Source organism: Streptomyces sp. TN58 (assembly GCF_001941845.1).
GTDB lineage: Bacteria > Actinomycetota > Actinomycetes > Streptomycetales > Streptomycetaceae > Streptomyces.
In genome coordinates, this window is the sequence record NZ_CP018870.1 from 7,053,954 (window position 1) to 7,077,401 (window position 23,448).

General features: G+C 72.7%; 26 protein-coding genes, 1 tRNA gene and 1 pseudogene. 11 read left to right on the forward strand and 17 right to left on the reverse strand.

The window, feature by feature from the left end:
- Window positions 1-52: 52 nt before the first annotated feature.
- Complete coding sequence (locus tag BSL84_RS31915; RefSeq protein WP_075971771.1) at window positions 53-1,270, reverse strand: erythromycin esterase family protein; 1,218 nt, start codon at window positions 1,268-1,270, stop codon at window positions 53-55.
- Between the two features lie 58 nt (window positions 1,271-1,328).
- Between BSL84_RS31915 and BSL84_RS31920 the strand changes: the two genes are divergently transcribed.
- The 5 genes from BSL84_RS31920 to BSL84_RS31940 all read left to right on the forward strand — a co-directional run bounded on the left by BSL84_RS31920 (window position 1,329) and on the right by BSL84_RS31940 (window position 6,363).
- Complete coding sequence (locus BSL84_RS31920) at window positions 1,329-2,045, forward strand: TioE family transcriptional regulator (RefSeq protein ID WP_030026584.1); 717 nt, start codon at window positions 1,329-1,331, stop codon at window positions 2,043-2,045.
- A gap of 108 nt (window positions 2,046-2,153) precedes the next feature.
- Window positions 2,154-2,822: an ArsR/SmtB family transcription factor gene (locus BSL84_RS31925; protein WP_030026582.1), complete on the forward strand. Its 669-nt coding sequence runs from the start codon at window positions 2,154-2,156 to the stop codon at window positions 2,820-2,822.
- Window positions 2,819-4,153 carry an MFS transporter gene (locus BSL84_RS31930; RefSeq protein WP_199838773.1) on the forward strand — a complete coding sequence of 445 codons (1,335 nt, stop codon included), beginning with the start codon at window positions 2,819-2,821 and terminating at the stop codon, window positions 4,151-4,153. Before BSL84_RS31925 ends, BSL84_RS31930 begins: the two co-directional genes overlap by 4 nt.
- A 7-nt stretch (window positions 4,154-4,160) precedes the next feature.
- Window positions 4,161-5,552 (forward strand): glutamate decarboxylase, encoded by a 1,392-nt coding sequence (locus BSL84_RS31935; RefSeq protein WP_075971772.1) that lies wholly within the window; start codon window positions 4,161-4,163, stop codon window positions 5,550-5,552.
- A gap of 13 nt (window positions 5,553-5,565) precedes the next feature.
- Complete coding sequence (locus BSL84_RS31940) at window positions 5,566-6,363, forward strand: class I SAM-dependent methyltransferase (protein WP_045321967.1); 798 nt, start codon at window positions 5,566-5,568, stop codon at window positions 6,361-6,363.
- 115 nt (window positions 6,364-6,478) lie between these two features.
- Here BSL84_RS31940 and BSL84_RS31945 read toward each other — a convergent pair whose 3' ends face one another.
- The 4 genes from BSL84_RS31945 to BSL84_RS31960 all read right to left on the reverse strand — a co-directional run bounded on the left by BSL84_RS31945 (window position 6,479) and on the right by BSL84_RS31960 (window position 11,480).
- A complete protein-coding gene (locus tag BSL84_RS31945) occupies window positions 6,479-6,856 on the reverse strand; it encodes a nuclear transport factor 2 family protein (RefSeq protein WP_045321968.1) in 378 nt (125 codons plus the stop codon).
- A 74-nt stretch (window positions 6,857-6,930) separates the two neighbouring features.
- Window positions 6,931-8,631: a sigma-70 family RNA polymerase sigma factor gene (locus BSL84_RS31950; RefSeq protein ID WP_075971773.1), complete on the reverse strand. Its 1,701-nt coding sequence runs from the start codon at window positions 8,629-8,631 to the stop codon at window positions 6,931-6,933.
- Between the two features lie 124 nt (window positions 8,632-8,755).
- Window positions 8,756-10,078 (reverse strand): serpin family protein, encoded by a 1,323-nt coding sequence (locus BSL84_RS31955; protein WP_324616560.1) that lies wholly within the window; start codon window positions 10,076-10,078, stop codon window positions 8,756-8,758.
- Window positions 10,079-10,142: 64 nt separating this feature from the next.
- Window positions 10,143-11,480 (reverse strand): glycoside hydrolase family 18 protein, encoded by a 1,338-nt coding sequence (locus BSL84_RS31960; protein ID WP_075971775.1) that lies wholly within the window; start codon window positions 11,478-11,480, stop codon window positions 10,143-10,145.
- Between the two features lie 91 nt (window positions 11,481-11,571).
- Between BSL84_RS31960 and BSL84_RS36305 the strand changes: the two genes are divergently transcribed.
- The gene (locus BSL84_RS36305; protein WP_158879928.1) at window positions 11,572-11,727 is read left to right on the forward strand and encodes a hypothetical protein; all 156 of its coding nucleotides are present in this window, start codon (window positions 11,572-11,574) and stop codon (window positions 11,725-11,727) included.
- 67 nt (window positions 11,728-11,794) lie between these two features.
- A tRNA-Trp gene (locus BSL84_RS31965) sits at window positions 11,795-11,871 on the forward strand.
- 58 nt (window positions 11,872-11,929) lie between these two features.
- Here BSL84_RS31965 and BSL84_RS31970 read toward each other — a convergent pair.
- On the reverse strand, window positions 11,930-12,808 hold the full coding sequence (locus tag BSL84_RS31970; protein WP_075972342.1) for an endonuclease/exonuclease/phosphatase family protein: 879 nt from the start codon (window positions 12,806-12,808) through the stop codon (window positions 11,930-11,932).
- Between the two features lie 129 nt (window positions 12,809-12,937).
- Between BSL84_RS31970 and BSL84_RS31975 the strand changes: the two genes are divergently transcribed.
- Window positions 12,938-14,170, forward strand: a complete 1,233-nt coding sequence (locus BSL84_RS31975; protein WP_234363652.1) for a GNAT family N-acetyltransferase — start codon at window positions 12,938-12,940, stop codon at window positions 14,168-14,170.
- Between the two features lie 191 nt (window positions 14,171-14,361).
- Complete coding sequence (locus tag BSL84_RS31980) at window positions 14,362-14,706, forward strand: hypothetical protein (RefSeq protein WP_075971777.1); 345 nt, start codon at window positions 14,362-14,364, stop codon at window positions 14,704-14,706.
- Window positions 14,707-14,815: 109 nt separating this feature from the next.
- Here the strand turns inward: BSL84_RS31980 and BSL84_RS31985 are convergent, their stop codons facing one another.
- Together BSL84_RS31985 and BSL84_RS31990 are read right to left on the reverse strand one after the other, a co-directional pair.
- Window positions 14,816-15,223 (reverse strand): hypothetical protein, encoded by a 408-nt coding sequence (locus tag BSL84_RS31985; RefSeq protein WP_030036335.1) that lies wholly within the window; start codon window positions 15,221-15,223, stop codon window positions 14,816-14,818.
- Window positions 15,224-15,308: 85 nt separating this feature from the next.
- On the reverse strand, window positions 15,309-15,722 hold the full coding sequence (locus BSL84_RS31990) for a hypothetical protein (protein ID WP_030036337.1): 414 nt from the start codon (window positions 15,720-15,722) through the stop codon (window positions 15,309-15,311).
- A gap of 254 nt (window positions 15,723-15,976) precedes the next feature.
- Here BSL84_RS31990 and BSL84_RS31995 point away from each other — a divergent pair.
- Window positions 15,977-16,196 (forward strand): annotated as a pseudogene (locus tag BSL84_RS31995) (histidinol phosphatase); the annotation flags it as partial.
- Here the strand turns inward: BSL84_RS31995 and BSL84_RS32000 are convergent.
- From BSL84_RS32000 to BSL84_RS32025, 6 genes are all read right to left on the reverse strand, one after another.
- Window positions 16,166-16,570 (reverse strand): VOC family protein, encoded by a 405-nt coding sequence (locus BSL84_RS32000; protein ID WP_075971778.1) that lies wholly within the window; start codon window positions 16,568-16,570, stop codon window positions 16,166-16,168. The pseudogene BSL84_RS31995 and the gene BSL84_RS32000 overlap by 31 nt on opposite strands.
- 271 nt (window positions 16,571-16,841) lie before the next feature.
- Window positions 16,842-18,677: a CocE/NonD family hydrolase gene (locus BSL84_RS32005; protein ID WP_030036342.1), complete on the reverse strand. Its 1,836-nt coding sequence runs from the start codon at window positions 18,675-18,677 to the stop codon at window positions 16,842-16,844.
- A 412-nt stretch (window positions 18,678-19,089) separates the two neighbouring features.
- On the reverse strand, window positions 19,090-19,728 hold the full coding sequence (locus BSL84_RS32010; protein WP_107484877.1) for a hypothetical protein: 639 nt from the start codon (window positions 19,726-19,728) through the stop codon (window positions 19,090-19,092).
- Complete coding sequence (locus tag BSL84_RS32015) at window positions 19,710-20,363, reverse strand: hypothetical protein (protein ID WP_075971779.1); 654 nt, start codon at window positions 20,361-20,363, stop codon at window positions 19,710-19,712. Before BSL84_RS32015 ends, BSL84_RS32010 begins: the two co-directional genes overlap by 19 nt.
- 122 nt (window positions 20,364-20,485) lie before the next feature.
- Window positions 20,486-20,731: a helix-turn-helix domain-containing protein gene (locus tag BSL84_RS32020; protein ID WP_045321565.1), complete on the reverse strand. Its 246-nt coding sequence runs from the start codon at window positions 20,729-20,731 to the stop codon at window positions 20,486-20,488.
- Entirely contained in the window at window positions 20,731-21,216 is a 486-nt protein-coding gene (locus tag BSL84_RS32025; protein WP_045321564.1) for a DUF2975 domain-containing protein, read from the reverse strand. The genes BSL84_RS32020 and BSL84_RS32025 overlap by 1 nt, the downstream gene beginning before the upstream one ends.
- A gap of 210 nt (window positions 21,217-21,426) precedes the next feature.
- Between BSL84_RS32025 and BSL84_RS32030 the strand changes: the two genes are divergently transcribed.
- On the forward strand, window positions 21,427-21,933 hold the full coding sequence (locus BSL84_RS32030) for an allene oxide cyclase barrel-like domain-containing protein (RefSeq protein ID WP_030036351.1): 507 nt from the start codon (window positions 21,427-21,429) through the stop codon (window positions 21,931-21,933).
- 133 nt (window positions 21,934-22,066) lie between these two features.
- Here the strand turns inward: BSL84_RS32030 and BSL84_RS32035 are convergent, their stop codons facing one another.
- The 3 genes from BSL84_RS32035 to BSL84_RS32045 form a co-directional block, all read right to left on the reverse strand.
- A complete protein-coding gene (locus tag BSL84_RS32035) occupies window positions 22,067-22,258 on the reverse strand; it encodes a hypothetical protein (RefSeq protein WP_045321563.1) in 192 nt (63 codons plus the stop codon).
- A 172-nt stretch (window positions 22,259-22,430) separates the two neighbouring features.
- Entirely contained in the window at window positions 22,431-22,880 is a 450-nt protein-coding gene (locus BSL84_RS32040; RefSeq protein ID WP_052680510.1) for a PRC-barrel domain-containing protein, read from the reverse strand.
- Window positions 22,881-23,109: 229 nt separating this feature from the next.
- Window positions 23,110-23,283: a CsbD family protein gene (locus tag BSL84_RS32045; RefSeq protein ID WP_075971780.1), complete on the reverse strand. Its 174-nt coding sequence runs from the start codon at window positions 23,281-23,283 to the stop codon at window positions 23,110-23,112.
- Between the last annotated feature and the right edge of the window lie 165 nt (window positions 23,284-23,448).

Consider the following 23,448-nt stretch of genomic DNA (forward strand, 5'->3'; position numbering starts at 1 on the left):
CACTGCAGAGTCGGCCGGAAGCAGAGTGTCAACCAGGCCGTGGAGGGGAACGTCAGGCGGACCCGTCCCGGGAAGGGGGGACGTCCTTGACGAAAACGAGTCCGTCGGTCGCCGCCAAGTGGGCCGGGTCGAACGGGAAGTAGCCGAACCACGCGGACGCGCGGGGTGCCGCGAGCGTACCGGCGAGGGCCGCGCCGAGGGCGGGGGAGTCGACCACGCAGACGTCGGCCGGGAGCGCGTACAGCACACCCTCCAGGGTGCCCGGTCGCGGACTGTCCACCCCGCGATGCCGGATCGTGCCGAGGGCCGTCGCGAAGAAGGCGTACTGCTCGCCCAGCCGCGCGCTCGCGATCGAACCGGCGCTCCACCACTCCAGCGGCCGTCCGCCCATGCGCATGGAGCTCCTGGCCCGCTGGAGGTGGCTGTTGTGGGCGTGGACCAGGGTGGGGCCGCGCTCGGCCAGGGCCAGGAGGTTGTCGGCCATCATCAGGTCCCGCAGGCCGACCAGCCGCTCCACGCGGCCGGGTGAGGTGTCGGCCATCCAGTAGTGGTAGCGCAGCAGGCCGGTCGCCGTGCGCCCGTACATCCGGGCCAGCTCGCACGCCTCCCGCGAGGTGGCCGTGATCAGGTGCGGGGCCTGCGCGTCGAGCAGCGCCACCAGGTCGTCGGCGAGCAGCCGCAGCTCACGGGCGTCGGCGGAGCGGCCCGCAGACCGGGCCGGGTCGGTCATCGCGGCCGGTTCGGTCCACCGGCCGTCGTCGCCGAGGAGGCGGTCGAGCACGGGGGCGGTGCAGGGGAGCAGGTCGGGGTCGACGTGGGGCGCGAGGTAGTCGTGCAGTGCGGTGAGGGCCTGCCGGGGGCCGGCGGCGCCGGTCATCTCCAGCGGGCCGTCGAAGCCGGCGAAGCGGATCCGCTCGGGCGCGGGCCGGCCTTCGTTGTACGCCCGCATCCAGCGCACGAGTTCACGGTTGGCCGCGGACCCGCCGAAGCCGTGGCTGAACCCGCGTTCCATGACCTCGTCGAGGCTGCCCGTGCCGGAGGTGACGTACGCGTCGACGGCCGGCCCCGCCATGCAGTCGCTCTCGATCGCGATCGTCCGGTAGCCCTCCTCCTCGACAAGCTGCCGGAAGAGCTCGTTGCGCACGTCGAGCAGCGCGTCCTCGCCGTGGGTGGGCTCGCCCAGGGCGAGCAGCCGCGGCCGGGTCGCGAGCAGCCGCATGACGGCGGCGGCCTCCACGGCGTGGACGGTGTCCTTGATGTCGGTAGCCATGCCTTCAACGCTATCGTTGAAGCTTCGGTTGAGACTTTCCCGCGATATCGTCGGCTCCGTGGCACGAAACCTTCAAAGCGGGATACAGCTCAGGCCGGTCGACCTGGCGCGCGGGCACGGTCTGTCCACGCAGGCCGTCAGGAACTACGAGGAGGCCGGGATCCTCCCGCCCGCGGACCGCACCCCCCACGGCTACCGCACCTACACCCCGTTGCACGCGCGGGCCCTGGACGCCTTCCTCGCCCTGGTGCCCGGCCACGGCCACCGGACGGCGGCCTCGATCATGCGGGCCGTGAACGAAGGCGCCGCCGAGGAGGCGTTCCGCCTCGTCGACGAGAGCCACGCCCAACTCCTCGACGACCGGCGGACCCTCGGCGCCGTGGAGAACGCCCTCCGCGACCTGGAGCCGGCCGCGGCGGCGCCCGCCTCCGGTGAGACGTTCATCGGGCCGCTCGCGCACGAGCTGGGGATCAGGCCCGCGACCCTGCGTGCCTGGGAGAGGGCGGGGCTCGTCCGCCCGCGCCGCGACCCGCTGACCGGCTACCGCGTCTACGACGGGGCGGCCGTCAGGGACGCCCGCCTGACCTGCCAACTCCGGCGCGGTGGCTACCTGCTGGAGCAGATCGCCCCCCTGCTCGACCAGGTCCGCTCGGCCGGCGGCCTCGAACCCCTCCAGGCCGCACTGCTGACCTGGCGCGCGCGCCTGTCGGCCCGCGGCCGTGCCCTGCTGGCGGGAGCGGCCGAGCTGGAGGCGTACCTCCGCGCCCGCGACTGATGATCCGACAAGACCTCTCGCCTGAGCGGGAGTTACGGCAGTGTTTCTCCAAAGAAAATTCTGCAAAAGTACTTCTGGAAAAGGTGCGGCCCCCCTACCCTGCTCACCATGCCCAGCGAAGATCACATACGCGTACTCGATCCCGAACGGGACGCGGCGGCGCTCAAGGCCCTCACCCATCCCCTGCGCATCCGGCTGCTCGGCATGCTCCGGCAGGACGGCCCCGCCACCGCCAGTGAACTCGCGGTCAGGACGGGGGAGTCGTCCGCCTCCACCAGCTACCACCTGCGGGTCCTGGCGAAGTACGCGTTCGTCGCCGAGGCCGAGCACCGCGACGGCCGGGAGCGCCGATGGCAGGCCGTGCACGCCCTGACCTCCTGGAGCAACGAGGCAATGGAGGCAACGCCGGGCAGCCGTGCGTACGTCACCCTCTCCCGCAGGACGCAGATCGAGCACCTGGCCGCGTCCCTGGCCCGGCACGAGGCCGACATGGCCGACGGCCGGCTGAGCCGGGACTGGGTGGGGCCCTCCGGCATCAGCGACCGGATGCCGCGGCTGACCCCCGAGTCCTTGACCGAACTCCGGGAGGTGTTCGACCGGAGGCTGGCGGAACTGGCGGCGCGCGACGCGGGCGACCCGCGCGCGAAGCCGGTCGTCCTGCTCACCGCCGGTCTGCCGCTGGCGCCGCGGGAACCCGGCGCCGCCGCCGCTGAGGCCGGCCGTGCGGAAGCCGGTGCCACGCAGGCCGGCGGCGCGGAAGCCGGAGGCGGAGCGTGAGCCGGGTGGCGGACCTGGCCGCCGCGCGCCGCCGGTACGCCACGGTCTGCGTCCTGTACTGGCTGCCGCTGGGGCTCACCATCGCCCCCCTGATCCTGCTGCTCACCGAGCGCGGCCTGTCCTTGCCGGCCGTCGCCGGCTGCCTGGCCGCGCACTCCCTCACCGCCGCCCTCCTGGAACTGCCCACCGGGGGACTGTCCGACGTCGTCGGGCGCCGCGTCGTCCTCGCCGCCGCCGGCGTGTCGAACCTGGCCGCCCTGGTCCTCGTGGCCCTGGGCACCTCCGCCTGGCAGCTCGCACTCGGCATGGCCCTGATCGGCGCCGGCCGCGCCCTGTCCAGCGGGCCGGCCGAGGCCTGGTACGTCGACACCGTCCACGCGCGCTCCGGTCCCGACGCCGAACTGCGCACCGGCCTGGCCCGCGGCGCCTCCGCCACATCGGCCGCCCTCGCCGCCGGCACCCTGCTCGGCGGTGTCCTGCCCTGGCTGCTCGGAGCGGGGCCGGACCTCGGCGCCCGGCTGAGCGCGGCGACCTCCGGCACGGTCCTGCCGCTGTCCTGGCCGCTGCTGCTGGGGGCGTCGGTCGAGGTCGCCTTCGTGCTGTACGTCCTGGCGGCCCTGCACGAGCCGCCCCGCCCGGCGACCACGCTGCGCGGCGTACTGCGGGGCGTGCCGGCCACGGTGGCGGGCGGGCTCCGCCTCGGCGGACGCGACGCGCTGGTCCGCCGGGTCCTCCTCGGCGCGGCGGGCGCCGGCAGTGCGCTGGCCGTCGTCGAACTGCTCACGCCGGGCCGCACCGCCGCCCTGACGGGTGCCGCGGAGTCCGGCGCCGTGCTCTTCGCCGCGCTGGCCTGCGCCGGATTCGCCTGCTCCGCGCTGGGCAGCCACCTCGCGCCCCTCACCGCCAGGCTCGCGGGGGGCGGGCAGCGGGCGGTCGTACTCGGGCTCGGGGTGGGCGCGGGCGGCCTGTTCCTGATGGCGGCGACGGCGGCGTCCGCCGGTACGGCCGCGGCGGTCCTCGGAGCCGCCGGTTTCGGGCTGGTCTACCTCGGCCGCGGGGCGGCGGGCCCGAGCGAGAACGAGCTGCTGCACCGGCGTGTCGACGGTGCGGGGCGGGCCACGGCCCTGTCCGTGCAGTCCCTCGCCCTGCAGCTTTCGGCGGCCCTCACCGGTTCGCTCGCCTCCCTCCTGCCGCCGGGGCCGCTGCCCTGGCTGCTGGGCGGTACCGCGATGCTGGCCGGAGCCCTGGTGTGGGTCGACCGCGGGGCCGTCCGGCCCCACACCACGTCGATGCGCAGTCTGTCCGGTAATGGCGGTTTTCGTCGCCTATAGTCCAGGCATGGCTCTGCATGAGACGAAGGACGCAACCCGCCAGGACGCCGACACGGACGTGTTCGCGTCCACGCTGAGCGGCCAGGTCCTCCCCAAGTACCGCATGCCGGAGGACCACTCGCCCACCGAGGTCGTCTACGAGCTCCTGCGCAACGAGCTCCTGCTCGACGGCAACGCCGCCCAGAACCTCGCGACCTTCTGCACCACCTGGTCGGACGAGGGCGTGCACCGCCTGATGAACATCTGCCTCGACAAGAACATGATCGACAAGGACGAGTACCCGCAGACCGCCGAGATCGAGTCCCGGTGCGTCAACATTCTGGCCGACCTGTGGAACGCCCCCTCCGGCACCACCGCGACCGGATGCTCCACCACCGGCTCCAGCGAGGCCGCCATGCTCGGCGGGCTCGCCCTCAAGTGGCGCTGGCGCGAACGCCGCCGGGCCGATGGGCTTCCCACGGACCGCCCGAACCTCGTCTGCGGGCCCGTCCAGATCTGCTGGGACAAGTTCGCCCGCTACTTCGACGTCGAGCTCCGCCAGGTCCCGCTGGAGCCCGGAGCCACCGGCCTGCAGCCGCACCAGCTCGCCGAGTACGTGGACGAGAACACCATCGGCGTCGTCGCCATCCTCGGCGTCACCTACACCTGCGACTACGAGCCCGTCGCCGAGCTGGCCGCCGAGCTCGACCGGATCCAGGCCGAGCACGGCTGGGACATCCCCATCCACGTCGACGGCGCGAGCGGCGGCTTCGTCGCACCCTTCCTCCACCCCGACGTGGTGTGGGACTTCCGGCTGCCGCGCGTCGCCTCCGTCAACACCTCCGGCCACAAGTACGGACTCGCGCCCCTCGGAGTCGGCTGGATCATCTGGCGCTCCGCCGACCTGCTCCCGGCGGACCTCGTCTTCAAGGTGGACTACCTCGGCGGCGACATGCCGACCTTCGCCCTCAACTTCTCCCGTCCCGGCGGTGAGATCATCGCCCAGTACTACCTCTTCCTGCGCCTGGGCCGGGGCGGCTACCGCCGCGTCCAGCAGGCCTGCGCCGACACCGCCCAGTACCTCGCGGGGCAGATCGCCGACATGGGCCCCTTCACGCTCCTCTACGACGGCCAGGGCGCCCTGCCCGCCGTCTCCTACACCCTCACCGACCCGGCCGCGTCCCCCTTCACCCTCTACGACCTCTCCGACCGGCTGCGCATGCGGGGCTGGCAGGTGCCCTCGTACCCGCTGCCCGCCAACCGCGACGACACCGTCATCCAGCGCGTCCTGGTCCGCCACGGAGTCACCCGCGACCAGGTCGCCCTGCTCGTCGAGGACATGCGGCGCGCCGTGGAACACCTGACCGCCACACCCCCGCCCGTGCCGGCCACCGAGCCCCAGTCCGGCTTCCACCACTAGCCGCGCGCCGGCGATGGGCGAAGGACCGGCTGACGTCTGGGCGGAGGGCGGCGCCTACGAGCGGTACATGGGACGGTGGAGCCGCCGGGTCGCCGAGGCGTTCTGCGCCCGGCTCGACGTCCCGGCCGGTCAGCGGTGGCTCGACGTCGGATGCGGCACCGGCGCGCTGACCGCCGTGGTCGCCGCCCGTTGCCGGCCGCGTGCCGTGCTCGGGCTGGACCGCTCCGCCGGATTCCTGCGCGCGGCCCGGGACGCCGCGCCCGCACCGGCCCGGTTCGCCGTCGCCGACGCCCTGGCGCTGCCGGTCCGCGACGCGTCGTTCGACGCGGTCGTCAGCGGGCTGGCCCTCAACTTCTGCGAGCCGCCCGCGAGCGCGGTGGCCGAGGCCGCCCGCGTGGCCCGGCCGGGCGGCCTGGTCGCCGCCTACGTATGGGACTACAGCGACGGGATGGCCCTCCTGCGCCGCTTCTGGGACGCCGCGGCCGCCGTCGACCCGGCGGCCGCCGCCCTGGACGAGGGCCGGCGGTTCGCGCTGTGCCGCCCCGGCCCGCTGCACGCGCTGTGGACCGGGGCGGGGCTGGCCGACGTCTGCGTCGCCGCCGTCGAAGTCCCCACCGTGTTCAGCGGAATCGAGGACCTGTGGGAGCCGTTCCTCTCCGGCCAGGGCCCGGCTCCCGGCTACGTCGCCGGCCTCACCCCGGCTGCCCGGGACCGGCTGCGGACCCGGCTCGCCGCGACACTTCCCACCGGCCCGGACGGCTCGGTCCCCCTGGCCGCCCGGGCCTGGACGGTCCGGGGCCGGCGACCGTGACCCGCGCGCCCCGGCGCGGCGGGCGGCAGGACGCAGGCGTGACGCGGCAGCCCGTCGGCCGAGTGGGCTCGATCTCGGGGCTGCGCCAGTGGGGCCGCGCCCGGTGGAGCTTCGCCTACACGGGCTCTACGAAAGCGGCCCGCCACTCCGGGCGCGGGTCGGCGCCGAGAGCAGTCCAGTACTCCGTCCCGCGGACGATCCGTCCCTCGCGGACGGTCCAGAACGACGCCGCCCGGAACACCCCGACGCCCTCGTGCGGGACCTCCACCTCGGAGACGACCTCGTCACCGGCGGCGACGATCCGCAGTACGCGGATCGCCCAGCCCTCCGGGTACTCGGAGTTCACCGCGACGTAGTTCCCGCTGCCCACCATCCGCTCACCGGTGGCCGGCCACTCGACGACCACATCCTCCGCGACCAGCTCGGCGACGCCCTCCCAGTCCCGCGCCTGGATCCGGTTCCACAGTGCTTCCACCACTTGCAAAGGCTCCATGCGGATCACCCTGCCAGACACGGCCGCGGCGGACCCCCGCGGGCCGGCCCGCCGGCACCTCGCCCTGGACTCCCCTACTTGGCGCCGAAGTTCTGCGTCCACCAGGGGCCGCCCGAGCCCTGGTGGACGCCCACGCCTATGTCCTTGAACGAGCAGTTGAGGATGTTCGCCCGGTGGCCCGGGCTCTTCATCCAGGAGTCCATGACCGACTGCGCCGTCTGCTGGCCGCGGGCGATGTTCTCGCCGTACGTCGACCAGCGGTAGCCGGACGCCGTGGTGCGCTCGCCGGGATCCTCGCCGTCGGGGTTGGTGTGGTCGAAGAAGTGCCGCGCGGCCATGTCGTCGGAGTGCCCCTGGGCGGCCGCCCGCAACTGCTGGTTCTCCTTGAGAGGGCCACATCCGGCAGCCGCCCGCTCGGAGTTGACCAGCGCGACCACCTGGCCGGCGATGCCCGGCGGCGCGGGCGCCGGCTCCGGCTGCGAGGCGCGCGGGCTCGGCGAGCTGCTGCGGCTCTGCGTGGGGCTCGGGCTCGCCGACGGACTCGCCGAGGCCGAGGCCGAGGCCGAGGCGGACGGGGAGGGGGAGGCCGACACGGACGGCGAGGGGGAAGCCGACTGCGAAGGGACCCCGGCAGTCTCCGTGGCCGAAAGCGCGGCCAACGGCGCCGAACCACTTCCTTCCTTGGGGCCGCCGGAACCGGGGAGCCCGCCCAGGTAGGCCAGGCCGCCGCCCGCCACGCAGGCGGCGACCACCGCGCCGCCGACGACCCGGCGCCGGCTCTGCCGGCGCTTGCGCAGCGCACCGCGGCCGCCCGTGACGGCAGCCCCGTCCGCCCCCGGCCCCGTACTCGTGCCGGTGGCCGTGCCGGTGGCCGTGCCCGTGCTCGCCACCGGGGTGAGCTGGGTCGCCGCCTCGGCGAAGCCGCCGTCGGCGCCACCCGAACCGTCCGCCGCGTAAGCCGCCGCCACGGGGTCGAAGCCGCCCGCGCCGGCCGCGCGTATCCCGGCCAGCAAAGCCGCCGAGACCGGTACGAGAGCCAGACCGGCCAGCAGCCCCTCCGCCGGAACCAGTCCGCTCCACAGGCCGGAGCACCGTACACATTCACGCGCGTGACGGGCTATTCGCTTGCGCCACAGCGCCGAGGGCCGACCGTCCCAGGCCCCCAGCACGCTCCTCAGCTCCTCGCACCCCGGCTGGGCCTCCAGGGCGCGCTCCACCACCCGCGCCGCCTCCAGCTGCGCCTTCATCCGCTGCACCCGCACCGCCGTGTGCTGCGGAGACAGCTCCAGCGCCGAGGCCACCTCCGCCCGGTTCAGCTCCCCGGCACACTCCAGCCACCACAGCGACAGCAGCGCCCGGTCCTCGGGCTCCAGCCAGCGCGTCGCCCGGGCCGTCTCGCGCCGCTGGCCCGCCAGGTTGAGGCGTACGACGGTCAGGTCGACGAAGTCCGCGCCCGGGTCGGCCACGTCCCAGGCCGACTCCAGGGTGCTCTCGCCGAAACCGCTCTGCCGGGCCTGCCAGTGCGCCCGCACCCGGTTCATCGCGATGGCCACCAGCCAGGACCGGAACGACTCCTCCGCCCGCAGGCCGCCCAGCCCGTCCAGGGCACGCAGCATCGTGTCCTGCACCACGTCGTCCACGTCGCAGGAGCCGCCCAGGGCCCGCCCGACGATGTTGTAGACGAGCGGGAGGTGGGCGCTGACGAGCTCGTCCTGTGCGCGGGCATCGCCCGCGCGAGCCGCTGCCACCAGCGCTGCGGTGTGCTGAGTAGTCATGTGAATGTCCCTGTCCGTACCGGCGGTCGATGATGCCCGATACATGGGAGACCGAGCAGGGGGACCTCGATAACAGTTAATCGGAAGAATTTTCCCGGGCGCCATTTCCGGGCGTCCACCAGGGTCACGGCCGGGGCGCCGGCGGCCGCGTACCGGGGAGCGGCGGCGGGGCGAGGGGACCGCCCGTACCGCGCGGATGCTCCGCCGCCGCGTCCGGATCGGTGACCCAGCCCGCGGCGAGGACCAGCCGGGAGGACCGGTGGACGGCCAGGAACCCGAAGGGCCGGTCGAAACGGACCTCGGCCCGCCGGGCCCGGTGACCCGGCTGCCGTGGCGCACCGCCGGGTCTGGCGGCGATGGCGGTGACGGCCGCCGCCTCGAACCCGGCGGCATGGAAACGGGCCATCGCCGACTGCCGTGCGGAGCTGATCGCCAGCGGGGCGGTGCTGATGCCGGGGAAGTGGCCGTGGCCGCTGTCCGTCGCGGTCAGCAGGCCGAACAGCGCCGCGTCCTGCGCCTCTTCCAGCAGGTCGTGCTCCGCGGCCAGGGAGAAGACCACCGTGGACACGGAAAGCATGGGCTGCGGGCTGAACGCGTCCACCGTCCCGATGGCCAGCCCGGGGCCCGGAGCCCCGTCCGGGAGGGCGGCGCCGCCCACCGAGGGATGGTCTCCGGAGAGGGCGGCGACACCGGTCGCCAGCACCTCGGCGGCCGGCGCCGCCGGGCCGCCGAGGAGGAGGTGCACGTCCATGTCCGTGCCCTCGGCGCCGCCGACCTCCAGGACCGTGACCGGACCCGCGGGCCCCTCGGCCACCCGTACCGGATCCAGCGAGGACGTGGTGCGCACCAGCTGCCGCAGCCCGCGGCCCGCCCAGGGGCCCTCGCAGGGCCGTCCCGGGAACTCCACGAACGGCTCCGCCCACTTCAGCGTCAGCGCGAGCGCGGAGGCGAGGACGAGGCGGGTGTCGTGCCGGAGCGACACCGGCATGCGCTCGATCAGGCCGCCGGTCCGGTCCGAGGCCCACGCGTCCAGGACCCGTGTGTCCGCCTCGGGGTCCCCGGTCAGCGTGCCCCGGGTCCCGGGCGGCAGCTTCGCCGACCAGCCGTCCTCCAGCGGCAGGCCGGCCGCCGCCCACAGGCCGGTCGCCGCACTCAGCCCCCGTACGCCGTCCAGCACGGCCAGCAGCTCCCCCGCGGCGGCGGCCGCGTCCTCGGCGGGTATGCCCAGTGCCTGCGCCAGCTCGCCGCGGGCCGGCCCGGCGGAGCCGTCCGCCAGCAGGGCGAGCAGCGGCCAGACCCCGGCTGCCGTGAAGACCGTGCCCGCGCCGTCGGAAGCGGCCCGCGCGGCCCAGCGGGTGGTGAGGCGGTTGACCGCCCGTACCGCCGGTGCCGCCCGTACCGCATGCGCTGCCGGCTCGGTCGAATGCGTCTGCTTCATGCGCGTCATGCGGGGGAGCGTACGTGGAGGGACGCCGCCGGGCCGGACGCTTTCCACGGCCCGGCGGCGCCGGTCAGCTGCCCCGCAGGCCCCGCTCGACGGCCGTCATCAGCTCGCCGTCGGCGGTGTCCGCGTCAAGGGACCAGAACATCGCCCCGCCCAGGCGGTGTTCGCGGACGTAGTCGGCCTTGGCGCGCAGGACCCACGGGTCGTCGTACGTCCACAGGGTGGTTCCGTCGAACAGCCAGGCGTGCCCGCCGCGCCGGTCGCGGTGGACCTGGTACGCGCCGGATTCGGCCAGCTTCTTCAGCGCCTTGTAGTCCTCGTACCCGGCGGCCCAGGTGGCCGGGGCCGGACCGGCGGCGGGCTGCCCCATGCCGTCCCCGCCGCCGCTGACACCGGTCCAGCCCTGCCCGTAGAAGGGCATGCCCACCACGAGCTTGTGGGCGGGCGCGCCGCGCCGCTTCCACGCCTCCACGGTGCCGTGGACACTGAAGTCGCCGCGGGCGTACAGCGCCGACTGCTGTGCGGTCCTCGGTTCGCCGGAGACGTGGAAGTCGTAGCCCTGGAGGTTGACGAAGTCCAGGTCGCGCATGATGCGGCGGACGTCGAAGCCCGCGTCGATCTTGGCGGGGGCGGTCGGGACGAAGGCGGTCAGCTCGTACTTCGTGCGCCGCTTCTGGCTTCGCGCGTACGCGTCGAGCTGGGTACGGAACTCCTTGACGAGTTCGGTGAAGTTGCGCTTGTCCTCGGGGCGGTACGTGGTGTCGGTGTCGCCGGCGGAGCCGGGCCACTCCCAGTCGAGGTCGATCCCGTCGAACACGCCGGCGGCGGCTCCGGCGCCGCCGCGGGTGCCGTCCTGGGGGAGGTCGCCCTTGATGTAGAGGTCGATGCAGGACGCGACGAAGGCCTTGCGGGAGGCGGGGGTGAGCGCCGCGTCGGAGAAGTGGGTGGACCAGCTCCAGCCGCCCAGCGAGATCAGCACCTTGAGACCGGGGTGCTTGGCCTTGAGCTCGCGCAGCTGGTTGAAGTTGCCGGCGAGTGGCTGGTCGACGGTGTCGGCGACCCCGTCGACGGAGTCGGCGGCGTCGAGCGGCCGGGCGTAGTCGGCCCAGGCGTCGGCCTCGCCGGGCACGTTCCCGGTGAAGCACCTGCCGTCCGCGCTGACGTTGCCGAAGGCGTAGTTGATGTGGGTGAGCTTGCCGGCCGAGCCGTTCGCTTCGAGGTCCCGGACCTGGAAGTCCCGCCCGTAGACGCCCCATTGGGTGAAGTACCCGACCTTCTTGTACGAAGTGCCGGATCCGGGTCCCCCCGAGGCGCCCCCGCCGTCACCGCCGGCGGGGGCGAAGGCGGTCAGCAGGGAGAGGGAACAGGCGGCTACGGCCAGTCTGCCGAGCATGCTGCGGCGCATGGGCTTCCTTTGCGGATGCGAGGAGTGGGCGTGAGCGCGTGCGGCTGTGCATGCCGGAAGTTATTGGTCTGGACCAGAGCGGGTCAAGGGGGTGTCCACAACCGCATGCCCGAGCCGCCGCCACACCGCCTCCGGGGTGCGCGGCGGGTTCGCTCCGGACTCGCGCCGTCCGGCGGGCACCGTGATCGAGCTGGCGGCCGAGGAGTTCCCCGACTTCGACGACACCGTCATGGGACTCTGCCGCTGACGCAACGCCCGCCGACGGTAAATGACTGGAGCCTCCGCCGCCGCCGTGCCATCGTTGGTCTCGCCGAAGGGGTGTAGCTCAGCTGGTCAGAGCAACGGTCTCCAAAACCGTAGGCCGCAGGTTCGAATCCTGCCGCCCCTGCCAAGGCACGAGCCCCGTCGACCGTTCGACGGGGCTCCGCCGTGTCGGTGTCGGGGAGCGGCTAGGGACCGTTCAGGTCGGTGTGTACCAGGTGGTGGTCCGAGTACGGGCTGGGGCGGACGTGGTGCGTGCGCGGGGTGATGCCGCGGAGGAACACGTAGTCGAACTTGCTGTTCCAGTCGGTGGTCGTTGCGCAGACGCCAGGGTCGGCGTCGGGCACGCGGCCGACGGTCGGGGGGTGGCAGCCGGAGTCGGTGTCCGTGGCCAGGGCCCACATCGGGCCGAGTTCACCGGCGTGCGGCAGGGCGTTGAAGTCGCCGAGGACGATCGCCCGGTCGTGGCGGGCGACCTCCGCGGCGAGCACCTTCACCTGGCGCGCCCGTACCGGCGCCTGCCGGCGCTCGGCGAGGTGGGTGTTGAAGACGCGGACGGGCCGGCCGCCCACCAGCGTCGTGACGGCCAGGTAGCCGCGGTCCTCGGAGCCGCCGTCGGGGTATTCGACGCTCACCCGGTCCGTCATCGGCGCCGCCGACAGGATCGCCTGGCCGAAGCCGCCCGGCCGCCACGGGAGCCCGCCGCAGCGATTCCAGTTCCGCAGGACCTTCCCGTACTCGACCCGGTAGACCAGCCCGTAGGCCTCCTCCAGATACGCGCGGATCTGCTCGACGTCGCGTACGCACGCCTCCTGCAGGCCGACGACCTGCGGCGCGTACGCGGCGATCTCCGTCGCCCGGCCGAAGTTGTTCCCGCTCCCGCACGGATTGCAGATGTTCCAGGTGGCGACCCGGTCCGGTACGAACGGCGGCGGGCCGGCCGGCGGGGCACCGCGGCTCGGCGCGCCGGGGCCGAGGAGCAGCAGCATGCAGACCGCGGCCATCGTGCCCGCGGCCCACCGCACGCCCCTGCTCAGCACCGTCGCCTCCTCGAAGTGGACGCACATCATCACACGACGCCCGCGACGCCCCGTCCAGCTGCTCCCCGACAGGGCCGGGCGGCCGGCTCACGGCGACGGGCTGCGAAAAACCTGTTGGTCGGAAGGGGCGGGCGCTGCCATCGTCGGGCAGTGACCATGATCAAAAACCCATCCGCGGCTGTTCCGCCGGCCGGCGGCCTTGTCCTGCGACCGGCGCGGCCCACCGATCTCGATCAGATCGGCGCGCTCCTGACCGCGCGCGGGGAACCGGACGACGCCGTCGACCACCGGCTGGTCGTCACCGACCCCGACGCGGGCCTGTCCGCCTGCGCCGTGGTCGTCGACGGCGACCGGGTGGTGTCCACCGCGACGCTCCTCGACGAGGAGCTGCGCATCGGCGGGATCCGGCTGCCCGCCGGCCAGGTGGAACTGGTGGCCACCGACGCCGAGTACGAGGGCCGCGGGCTCGTGCGGGCGCTCATGGACTGGGCGCACGCCCGTTCCGCCGCCCGCGGCCACCTCGTCCAGGCGATGATCGGAATCCCGTACTTCTACCGGCTGTTCGGCTACGAGTACGCCATCGACATACCGCAGGTGCTGGACGTGAACACCCTGCCGCCCGGCGACGGGTCCGCGACGCTCCTGCGTACCGCGCGGCCTTCCGACATCGCCTCCATGGCCGCCCTGCAGGCCTCGGCACAGAACGGCTTCGATGTGACCATGCCGCACTCGGCGGCGTGCTGGCGGTGGCTCCTGGACCACGAGTCGAGCAATCTCATGGTGCTGGAGCGGGACGGCGCGGTCGTCGCCACCGCGCGCACCACACCCCCCGGTGACGAGGTGCTCGTAGCCGAGGCCGCGGCACACGACGCGGCCGCGGCCCGGGACCTGCTGCGCGGCGTCGCCGCCCTGGCACCCGGCGACCCGATACGGATCGTCCACCGGGCGGGCACCGTGACGGGCGACGCGTGGCAGGAGTTCGCCGACCACCAGCCGCGGGCGGGCGCAGAGCAGTACTACATCCGCATCCCGGATGCCGCGGCGCTGCTCGACCGGCTGCGTCCGCTCCTCTGGCAGCGCCTCACGAAGGCCGGGATCGACCGCACCGGCCAAGACATCGTGATCTCCACCTTCGGCGCCCACCACCGGATTCCGGTGCTCCCCGACGGACTCGGCCCGGTCACCACCGGCGGCCCGATGCGGTCACCGGGTACGGCGGGCGGCGCGGGCGTGGCCCCCGACCACCTGGCCGCCCTGCTGTTCGGCCCCCACGGAATGCAGGGGCTGAGCCGGATCCGCCCCGACGTCTACGCCGCCGACGAAGAGCTGTTCGAGGCGCTCTTCCCTCCCGTCACGGCCGACGTCCTCAGCTACTACCTCCCGTACTAGGGCCTGTATCGAGTTGCCCCGCGGCGTCGCGACGCCCGGCACGCCGAGGGCACGCACCGAACGCCGCTCCTTGCTCCACGTGGCAACTCGATACAGGCCCTTGGGGCGTGTTGGAGCAGGCGTACCCCGGTCCCGGGTCGGAGATTGCCCCCGTCCTGTTCGGGGGACCACCGCACCGTAGGCTGCGGGGTATGCACAACACGCTGACCGAGCACGCCCGGTGTGTCTACGGAGACGAGTACCGGCCGACGCCGGCGTGCGGTCAGGAGCATCGCGAGCACTACTTCGTGGAGGAGCTGACGTTCGCCGACGCGGAGGGGATCCTGTCGATGCTGCGGGAACTCTGCCCCAACATGGTCGACGGCCTGCTCCCGGTATGGATTCGCAACCTCGCCTACCGGCTCGTACTCCTGGAGAGGCCCGACGACCCCGCCCTTCTGCGGGAGGCCGCACAGAACCTCTGGCTGCACGGCCCGGACTGGGACGACATCGCGGCGGAGCTCACGCAGCGAGCTGAGGCGCTGGAAGCCCGCTGAGCGCAGCGCAGCCGGACACGGCGGCAGGCGGCGCCTGCCCGCACGGCAGGCGCGCGCCGGTGACCCGGACGCAGCGCTGCGGAGCAGCCCCGGGCGACTCCCGCGAAGATCAGAGCAGGCCGGGGCCGTTGTCGAGGGTGAGGTTGCGGCTGTTGTCGACGCGCCGGCTGTTGTCGACGCGTGTGCTGACGTCGACGTCCGAACTTGTCCCGCAACGGTTGTTGTTCACCGACTGGGAGGCGTCGCCGCCAACGGCCTCGCCCCCATCCCCCGTGATGACTCCGGAGGCGGAATTCCCGCCGTTGGTGGCCTCCCCCTCGGAGATGAGCGAAATCAACTCCCGCACCAGGGAGTCCCCTCCGGAGGCGTCGACAAGGGAGACATTGGTCGGGTTGTTGCACCGGATGACCGTGGGAAGCTCATCCGAAGCCGGCGCTGCGAATGCGGAGCCGATACCGAATACCGCGGTTCCGAGCGCGAGTACGACGGCCGAGACGGCGCGTACGACAGACTGCACGATTTTCCTTTCCGAAGGGCGCCAGACGTGCGGGGCGCCGCAGCAGTGGTATTGCGTGACGGACGTGACGGGCCGGTTCACCGGTTCAGAGCAGGCTGGGGCCGTTGTCGAAGGTGAGGTTGCGGCTGTTGTCGATGCGCTGGCTGTTGTCGACACGCGTGCTCGCGTCGACGTCCGAGCTCTGCCCGCAGCGGTTGTTGTTCGCCGACTGGGAGGCGTTGCCGCCGAAAGCAGTGCCGCCGGCGCCCGTTTCCACAGCGGAGGCATTGTTTCCGTCGTTCGTGCCAGTGCCTCCGTCTTCGGTGATGAGCTCGATCAGTTGGCTGACCAGGGAGTCCCCGCCGGAGGCGTCGACGAGCGAGAGGTTAGTCGGGTTGTTGCACTGGATGATGACGGGGACCTCGTCCGAGGCGGATGCCGCGACTGCGAAACCGTTACCGAATACCGCGGTTCCGAGGGCGAGCACGAGGACCGAGACAGCGCGAACGACAGACTTCACGACTTTTCCTTTCCGAAGGGGGCGCCCCATTCGGCGCCGTGAGGTCAACCACCTCACCGCGATATCGGTTTCGGGTCGTGCTTCCGGTTCACCCGAGCGCCCCAGCGCGGCACCCGGGGGGCGGAGCGTGTGCGGCCCCGACCGCCGCTCATGTGCGCGTTCTGGCAGACCGGGGCGCGTAACCAGGCGGTGCAGGACAGGAAACCGATGTGATTCCGGTGCGGTCCCGCCACTGTGACCGGTCTCCCCCCGCGACGAGCCTGCTCGTCCTGCACGACCTCAACCTCGCCGCCGCTCTGCGACCGGCTGTACGTCCTCTCCGACGGCCGCGTCGCGGCCTCGGGCACACCGCGGGACGTGCTCACCGAGGAGCTGCTGGAGGAGGGGTACGGAGTGCGCGCCCGGGTCGGGGTCCACCCCGACACGGGCGCGTCCAACGTCGTCTACCTGCCGGTGGCGGCGGGCTCCTGGTAGCCGTAGGGGCGGGTGATGATCTCCATACCGTGCCCGGCGGGGTCCGTGAAGTAGACGCCGCGACCCCCGTCGTTGTGGTTGATCTCGCCGGGGAGCCTGCCGTGCGGGTCGGCGAAGTACGGGATCCCCGCCGCGCGGATCTTCCCGAACGCCACGTCGAACTCCTCCTCGGAGAGGAGGAAGGCGTAGTGCTGCGGGGTGATGGTCTCGGCGGGAATGGTGGCGAAGTCCAGGGTGACGCCGTTGGCGGTGTCGACGGGGATGAACGGACCCCACTCGGCCCCGACCTCCAGGCCGAGGACGTGCGCCAGGAACTCGGCGGACTCCCGGTTGTCACGGGAGTGGACGATCGTGTGGTTCAGCTGTACGGACATGGGTGAATGCCTCCGGAAGGCACCTCACGGGCACCTCCATGCCTCACCCGGTCGGTGACCGACACGCGATGCCGTGATCACGAGGCTAGCCAGTTCCGGCGGCGGAGCCAAGCCGTTTCCTCCGCCGGGCCCGGTCACGAACGTCCGTACACCGCCTCGACGTTGTCCCGCGGCGGCCCTCTCCGACCACGGGGGATGGGCCGGTGTCTCGACCGGCCGGTGCCCGGTCGGCGTGGCCCGGGCGGGCCGCCCCGACCCCGGCTGACCTGGGCTAGCCCAGGGGGAGCACCAGGTGGGCGGCCGAGTCGTCGGTCGAGGTGATCGTGGTGGTGCTGCCGCCGTTGCCGCCGGCGTCGGTGTGGGCGTCGGAGTAGAGCTGGTCGCGGCTGTTCACGACCAGCATCAGCCGGTGGTCGGGGGCGATGTCGTAGCCGGCGGCCTGGAGCTGCCAGGTGGTGTCGCGGTTCTCGCCGGAGGACAGGTCCCGCAGGGTGACGGGTTCGTGCGTGATGATGCGGGCCGTGTCGTCGGGGCCGACGTCGAACAGGTAGGCCACCAGCGTCGTGGCGTCCGCGGAGCTGCGGACGGTCAGGGTGAGCTCGGGGACGCCGCGGATGCGGCGGGCCGTCTGGAGCGGACCGCTGGTCCACACGGCGAGGTGCCGGCGGTCGAAGGCGTCGGTGGCGTACTGCTTGGGGTTGCCCTTCCACTCGGCTTGGCCGGTCGTGATGACGGCGTCGACCGCGGTGGCGGCCGTGAGCTCGCCGGCGGTGAATTCCAGCTTCCAGCCCGTCTCCGGCGCGGTGCCCAGTCCGCCGTCCTGCCGTCCCGCCCCGGTGGCGGTGAGGTACCAGCGCTCGGTGGAGGTGGTGACGTCGGACCAGGACGGCCGCGGCTCGCGGACCGCCGGTTCGGTGATGACGTTCTGCCCGGTCTCCGGGTCGGTCCGGGTCGTGTACGTGAACATGATCTGGCTGTTGACCGCGGGCCAGTCGGCGACGCCGTTGTCGGCCCCGAGCACGTGGTGGTCGAGCCAGGCGAACGCCTCCTCGACGGGCAGGTTGGGGCCGCTGAACGGGATGGTGAGGCCGGCGCCCTCGGGTGCGGCGTGGTCGCCGATCCAGAGGTTGAGCCGCTTGGGCACGGTCAGCCGCTCGAAGTGCTCGACGGCCTGGTTGGCCGGGAACAGCGTCTCGTGCCAGGTGTTGGAGATGAAGGTGGGGATGCCGCGGGCGTTCGTCGCGTCGGCGTACGTCGACGGCGAGCGCTTCCTGCCCCACGCCACGACGCCGTCGGGATTCCGGCCGGCCCGGAAGTCGTCCAGGACCTGCCGGGTGGCCGCGTCGAACTTCCGCTCCTCCGGACCGCCGGTGAAGTCGATGAGGGACTGCACGGCCTTCAGGTGCCGGGTGCCGTTGTGGTACAGGCTGTCGGCCAGGTCGCCCCAGGTGCTCAGGGCGACGACGGCGTCCACCCGGCCCGCCGGGTCGGTGGCGGCGACGAGCTGGCTGATGCCCGACCCGTAGGACTCGCCGAAGAACGCGATCCTGCTCGGGTTGAAGTGCTGCTGGGCGTAGTCGATGACGGTGGAGCCGTCGGTGCGGTCCGCGGGCCCGGCCACGTCGATCGTGCCCCCGGAGGTCCACGGCGCGTCGACGTAGCCGCCGCCCGGCAGCGGGGAGGTCAGACCGATGCCGCGCGGGGTGTAGGCCAGAACGTGGTAGCCGCGCAGCGCCAGCTGGAGGTAGGCGTACTCGAAGAGGATCCAGCCGAAGGGCGTCCAGCCCGCCGGCACGATCACCACGGGGCGGGGCTCCGAGGTGTTGAGCCTGATCGTGTGCGCGGAGAGCTCCACCCCGTCCTCGGCGGTGATGCGGGGGAAGCCGAAGGTCGCTTTCTGCCGGACCTGTTCGGTGAGCTGCTGGAGCTCGGGGGTGAGCAGCGTCGTCTCGGCCGTGCCGTTCAGCGTGGCGACCAGGGCCTCGGCGACGTTGACGGCGGCCGGGTCGACGGCCGTGGGCGAGCTGTAGATGCCGTGCCCGGCGATCCGGGTCAACTGCGCCGCGGTGACGGGGGTGATCGGGTTGTCGTCCTGCGAGTGGCTCATGAAGCGTCCTCTCGAAATCGCCGACCGGGCGTGCCGATCGGTGCCGTGGGGGACCCGTTGTAGCCCGTCCGGGCCACCTCGTGGCGCATATCAGGACATCCATGGCCTTGACGGCATTAGGTGGGCTTCACCCGTCCAGACCGTTTGAACGCAACCGGCACTGCCGTGTCGCGAGGAACGATCACTGTCCGCCATCGGGTGGTCGGATACGGTCTCCCAGGCGCCGGGAGTGATCGACTTGATCCGGCCCCACGCGTGCCGCAGAACGGGGGAGAGCCCCTCCCGCAGCCCAGTCGGACGTTCTAGGCTGGCCCTTTGTCGTTTCCGAACACCAACCGGTCGCGGTGGAACGCCGGATGGCGTACAGCGACCTAGATGAACGATTCCGCACAGGCGGTCGGTGAGAGCGGGTTCACCCTCCTCGCGCGGGAGTGTCCGGGCCTCCCGCACGGTGTTCGACGGTGGAGAGCACCCGTACCAGGGCGGGCGTCGCGGGAGCCGACGCGAAGCCGAAGCGTACGGGCGGAAAGACGGGCGCCAGGCCGCCGAGATCGGTCCCGTCGAGTGAGGCCCGGGCGGTGGTGATCGGCCACAGGCCGGTCGCCGCGTACCACTGGCGGTATCCGGGGCGCGAGCTGCCCCGGGTCCGTACGCCGGCCATCAGGCGGGCGGGCCCGTCGGTCACGGCCGCCCACGACGGGCGTCGGGCGAGTGCCCGGGGGACGGCCAGCAGGGCCAGGCCGAGGATTCCTGGACGCCCGACCCGGAAGCGCAGTTCCAGGGGGCCGGCCGCGACGCCGATCCCGCCCGCGCGGATCCGTACGCTCACCGGGTCCGTCCGGACCTCGTCGAAGTGGTAGACGCCGGAGACGTACTCGGCAATGCGGGTGGTGGGGGCGATCAGCGTGCGCCGGCCGTCGGCGCGCTCCACCATCACGTCGCTGAACGGCCCGAACGGCGAGCGCGGCCAGTGGCCCACGACCACGCGCGTGCCGGAGGCCGTGCCGACGGCGGCGATCCAGCCGTCGAAGGTCAGCCGTTCGCGTTCCACGCCACGTGCTTGTCCGGTGTCCTGTGGCTGTGGCTGTGGCTGTGGCTGTGCCTGTGTCGGTGCCGTGGCGGGTGTGTGTCCATGACCAGCCACTCGTCCAGCTCGGGGTCGTAGAGGTTCTGGACACCGAACCGCAGCGCCTGCCAGAACGTGCCCCGGTCCTCCTCGTCGACGTGGATGTCGCCGAGCGCGAACGGCACACGCGGGTGGTTCCCGGGAGGCAGGTCCGGGAGGACCACGCCCACCCGCCAGTGGTTCACGTGCCGCTGCGGGGTGCGCCGCAGGGTCTGCCGCCCGACGAACCGGACGTTCTCGAAGCGCCGGTTCAGCGACTCCAGGTTGAAGCCCGGGATGCGTGAGCAGGGGTGCTCGTACAGGCCGGGCCACTTGTAGGTCAGCGTGCAGAGCGTGTCGCGGTAGATCAGGTTGGTGAACCAGATCGGGCACTGCGGGCCGCCCGCGGCCAGCTGGCTGTCGCCGTCCCGGACGATCCACCTGCCCTTGCCGCGGAAGTCGCGGGGGAGGCGGGGCGGAGGAGGCGTCGGCGAGGGCCGGGGGCCGGAGCCGCCGGGGCGAGGGCGGCCACCGGCGAGAGCCGCCGGTGCGGCCGTCCGGCGTACGCCTTTCCAAGCCATGGTCTCCCTCGTCCCTCGCGTCAGGCGCCCTTGCGGGGCGGAGGACAAACACGGTGATGCCGGGACACCGTCCCCGGAATCAGGGATTCCGAAACTGCCTCGCCATCACCCCGGGCGCGACCTCAGGCCTCGACGGCATCCGCCGTCGCGGAGTCCTCGGCGTCCTCGGCCTCCCAGCGGAGCAGGTCGCCCGGCTGGCACTCCAGTACCTCGCAGAGCGCGGCGAGCGTCGCGAAGCGCACCGCCTTGGCGCGGCCGTTCTTGAGCACCGCCAGGTTCGCCGGGGTGATCCCCACGCGGTCCGCGAGCTCGCCCACGGACATCTTCCGCCGGGCCAGCATCACGTCGATGTCGACGGCGATGGGCATCAGATCACCTCGTCCAACTCGGCCCGCATCCGCGCGGCTTCGCCGTCTCGCGCGACGGCCTGGGCGAGCAGCATCCGAAGTACCAGCACGATGAGCGCGACGCCGAGGACGGCCAGGCCGATCCCGCCCATGATCACGGTGACGCCCGGGTCCTCCCGCTGCCCCGGGGCGTTGATCGCCGTGACCGCGAACCACAGCAGGGCCGCCGCCACGATCGCCCAGATCACCCCGTCCACGTACCGGAACGCGGCGTGCGAGAACACGGTTCCACGGCGCACCATCGTCACCAGCCGCCACACGCAGACCAGCGCGACCTGGGCCGTCACCATGCCGAGGATCGTGATGACGCGCAGCGGCGTCAGCGGCAGCGACCCTTCCTCCGGGTCGTTCCCCAACGCCCACACCATCGACGCCTGAACGAGCACGGTGCCGGTGAGCACCACCGCGAGCACGCCGCGCAGCGTACCCACTGTCAGTCTTCCCATGAGCCATCCTTCCATCGACTTACGATGGAAACCTATCGAATATCGATAGGGTGGGCAAGGTGGGGGAGGGGACGGACGGACTGGGTGCAGGCTGGTCCGATCGGTCGGATCTGCCGGTGGTTCGCGCCGGGACGCTTCGGGCGGTCGCACGCCCGAAGCTATGAATGGGGCGCCTGACCGTCCACGAGCGTCAACCTCAGGAGCCATTCGATGCGCCCCATCAGAGCCGCCTCTCTCGGCACGGCCACCGCGCTGGCCGCCCTCCTCGCCTGCGCCCCCGCCGTGTCCGCCGCAGCGGACACCGAGCCCGCCCCCGCCAAGGACCACGCCCGGGTCATCGTCCTCACGGGCCGCCTCGCCGAGCAGTCCCGCTTCCCCGTCAACCCCGGCGGCGCGCCCGCCCAGGGCGACCGGACCGTCTTCCGCTCGATCCTCTTCGACAAGGACGGCCAGGAGGTCGGCGAGACCGGCGGTACCTGCACCACCACCCGCGTCACCAACGGCGGAGCGGAGGAGTGCGTCGTGACGTACGTCCTCCCGGGCGGGCAGCTCGCCGTCCAGGGAATGGTCTTCGGCCACCTCGTCCCGGGCCCCCCGCCGTCGTTCGACAACGCGATCACCGGCGGCACCGGCAAGTTCGACCGGGCCCGGGGCTCGGTGCACGCCGACACGATCGGGACGGGCGTCAGGCGCTTCACCATCGACCTGGAGCGCTGACCCGCGACACAGGGCGCCCCGTCGCCCCGACGGACCTGCTGCGCGGTGACGGCGACGGCGAACGGGCCGTACGGCGCCAGCGCGGAGGCGACGGGGGACGGGGCGCCCTGGGCGGTGTCAGGGTGTCACGGTGTCAGTTGTCCGAGCCTACGGTGTTGTCGTGGCCGGCGGAGAAGACGTCGTCGCCGGCGATCTGGGACCAGTCGCCGAAGACGATGGTGAACGACGGCTGCGGATGGTAGTCCACGGTCACGTCGGCGCTCGCGGCACCGGCGGTACCGAGCACGACGGCGCCGGCGGCAAGGGCGGTCAGAAGGAAACGCATGCTGCACCTCTCTGCGGAAGGGCAATGGCATGCCCAAGCTAAAGAACCGGGGCGCCAGACGGTTGCCGACTGGCGGTGCGGCCGCGAGTCTCATCCGATCGGCGGCGCCACCCCGCTCCTGCTTGAGAGACGGTGACGGGGCCTGTACGACCGACGCGGATCGGTCCGCGGGTCACCGCCCCGGTTGCACCTGCTGCAGGCGCGAGACCGCGTTCGCCTGACCGGCCGTGCCCTCGCGGATGGTCTGCGCCCGGTCCATGACCGCCCAGCCCGCCCGGCCCTCCGCATGCACCTCGTCGCGCGCGTCACGTACCCCGTAGTGCCGGAAGAGCTGCGTCTCCTCCGCCACGGACAGGACACTTCCACAGTCCAGGGCCGCGCAGGGAGCCTGCTCGATCACCGTCACCGGATACGGCACGACCAGGCGCCCGCTCTCCAGGTCTGCCTCGCGCAGCGGGACGAACACCCCACCCAGGCCGGACGCCCGATCGATGATCCGCACCCACTCGGGCCTGCCGGTGGTGTCGTCCACCAGGATGTACTCCACCAGCCCCAGGCGCTGCCCCTGGCCCGTGAAGGCCGTGCATCCCTCCATGGCCGCGATCTGCTCCTGCGTGATCACTGTTGCTCCTCAACCCCTGCCGCGCGCTCTGTCGTCCCTCGGCTACCCAGCCGAGCCGATGTGAAGCACCGCGCCGGCGGTGCCTTGTCATGGTCGGCGGACACACGGCTGGGCCCCGACCTGGGAAAGAGGTCGGGGCCCAGCCGTTGCGAGGGGTTCGCCGCAGACCGCAGACCGCAGACCGCGGACAGCGGACAGCGGACAGCGAACCGCGGACCGCCGACCGCGCTCAGCTGCGGAAGGCGTCCTTGACGTCTTCCTTCGCGTGACGGGCCTTGCCCTTGGCCTGCTCCGCCTGCCCCTCCGCGGTCATGCGCTCGTTGCCGACGGCGCGACCGACGGTCTCCTTGGCCTTGCCCTTGGCCTGCTCGGCGTGCGCCTTGCTCTTCTCAGTGCCCGACATCGGGGACCTCCTCGTTGCTGTACCGGATTGGTCGTGACCGCTCTCCTGCTCCCGATCGCCGCCCGCAAACCCGGCGTGTGGGACAAGTTCCCGGGGCTCCGGCCTGTCCTCGTCCGCCCTGCGCGCGGTGCGCCCCGCCCCGGCGTCCGGACGGCCTACTTCGCC

Bases quoted from the DNA above. Each gene is read 5' to 3' on its own strand.
- BSL84_RS31915 (WP_075971771.1), bottom strand. From the start codon at position 1,270: ATGGCTACCGACATCAAGGACACCGTCCACGCCGTGGAGGCCGCCGCC.
- BSL84_RS31925 (WP_030026582.1), top strand. From the start codon at position 2,154: ATGCCCAGCGAAGATCACATACGCGTACTCGATCCCGAACGGGACGCG.
- BSL84_RS31935 (WP_075971772.1), top strand. From the start codon at position 4,161: ATGGCTCTGCATGAGACGAAGGACGCAACCCGCCAGGACGCCGACACG.
- BSL84_RS31940 (WP_045321967.1), top strand. From the start codon at position 5,566: ATGGGCGAAGGACCGGCTGACGTCTGGGCGGAGGGCGGCGCCTACGAG.
- BSL84_RS31945 (WP_045321968.1), bottom strand. From the start codon at position 6,856: ATGGAGCCTTTGCAAGTGGTGGAAGCACTGTGGAACCGGATCCAGGCG.
- BSL84_RS31950 (WP_075971773.1), bottom strand. From the start codon at position 8,631: ATGACTACTCAGCACACCGCAGCGCTGGTGGCAGCGGCTCGCGCGGGC.
- BSL84_RS31955 (WP_324616560.1), bottom strand. From the start codon at position 10,078: ATGACGCGCATGAAGCAGACGCATTCGACCGAGCCGGCAGCGCATGCG.
- BSL84_RS31960 (WP_075971775.1), bottom strand. From the start codon at position 11,480: ATGCGCCGCAGCATGCTCGGCAGACTGGCCGTAGCCGCCTGTTCCCTC.
- BSL84_RS31970 (WP_075972342.1), bottom strand. From the start codon at position 12,808: ATGTGCGTCCACTTCGAGGAGGCGACGGTGCTGAGCAGGGGCGTGCGG.
- BSL84_RS31975 (WP_234363652.1), top strand. From the start codon at position 12,938: ATGATCAAAAACCCATCCGCGGCTGTTCCGCCGGCCGGCGGCCTTGTC.
- BSL84_RS31980 (WP_075971777.1), top strand. From the start codon at position 14,362: ATGCACAACACGCTGACCGAGCACGCCCGGTGTGTCTACGGAGACGAG.
- BSL84_RS32000 (WP_075971778.1), bottom strand. From the start codon at position 16,570: ATGTCCGTACAGCTGAACCACACGATCGTCCACTCCCGTGACAACCGG.
- BSL84_RS32005 (WP_030036342.1), bottom strand. From the start codon at position 18,677: ATGAGCCACTCGCAGGACGACAACCCGATCACCCCCGTCACCGCGGCG.
- BSL84_RS32015 (WP_075971779.1), bottom strand. From the start codon at position 20,363: ATGGCTTGGAAAGGCGTACGCCGGACGGCCGCACCGGCGGCTCTCGCC.
- BSL84_RS32020 (WP_045321565.1), bottom strand. From the start codon at position 20,731: ATGCCCATCGCCGTCGACATCGACGTGATGCTGGCCCGGCGGAAGATG.
- BSL84_RS32025 (WP_045321564.1), bottom strand. From the start codon at position 21,216: ATGGGAAGACTGACAGTGGGTACGCTGCGCGGCGTGCTCGCGGTGGTG.
- BSL84_RS32030 (WP_030036351.1), top strand. From the start codon at position 21,427: ATGCGCCCCATCAGAGCCGCCTCTCTCGGCACGGCCACCGCGCTGGCC.
- BSL84_RS32035 (WP_045321563.1), bottom strand. From the start codon at position 22,258: ATGCGTTTCCTTCTGACCGCCCTTGCCGCCGGCGCCGTCGTGCTCGGT.
- BSL84_RS32045 (WP_075971780.1), bottom strand. From the start codon at position 23,283: ATGTCGGGCACTGAGAAGAGCAAGGCGCACGCCGAGCAGGCCAAGGGC.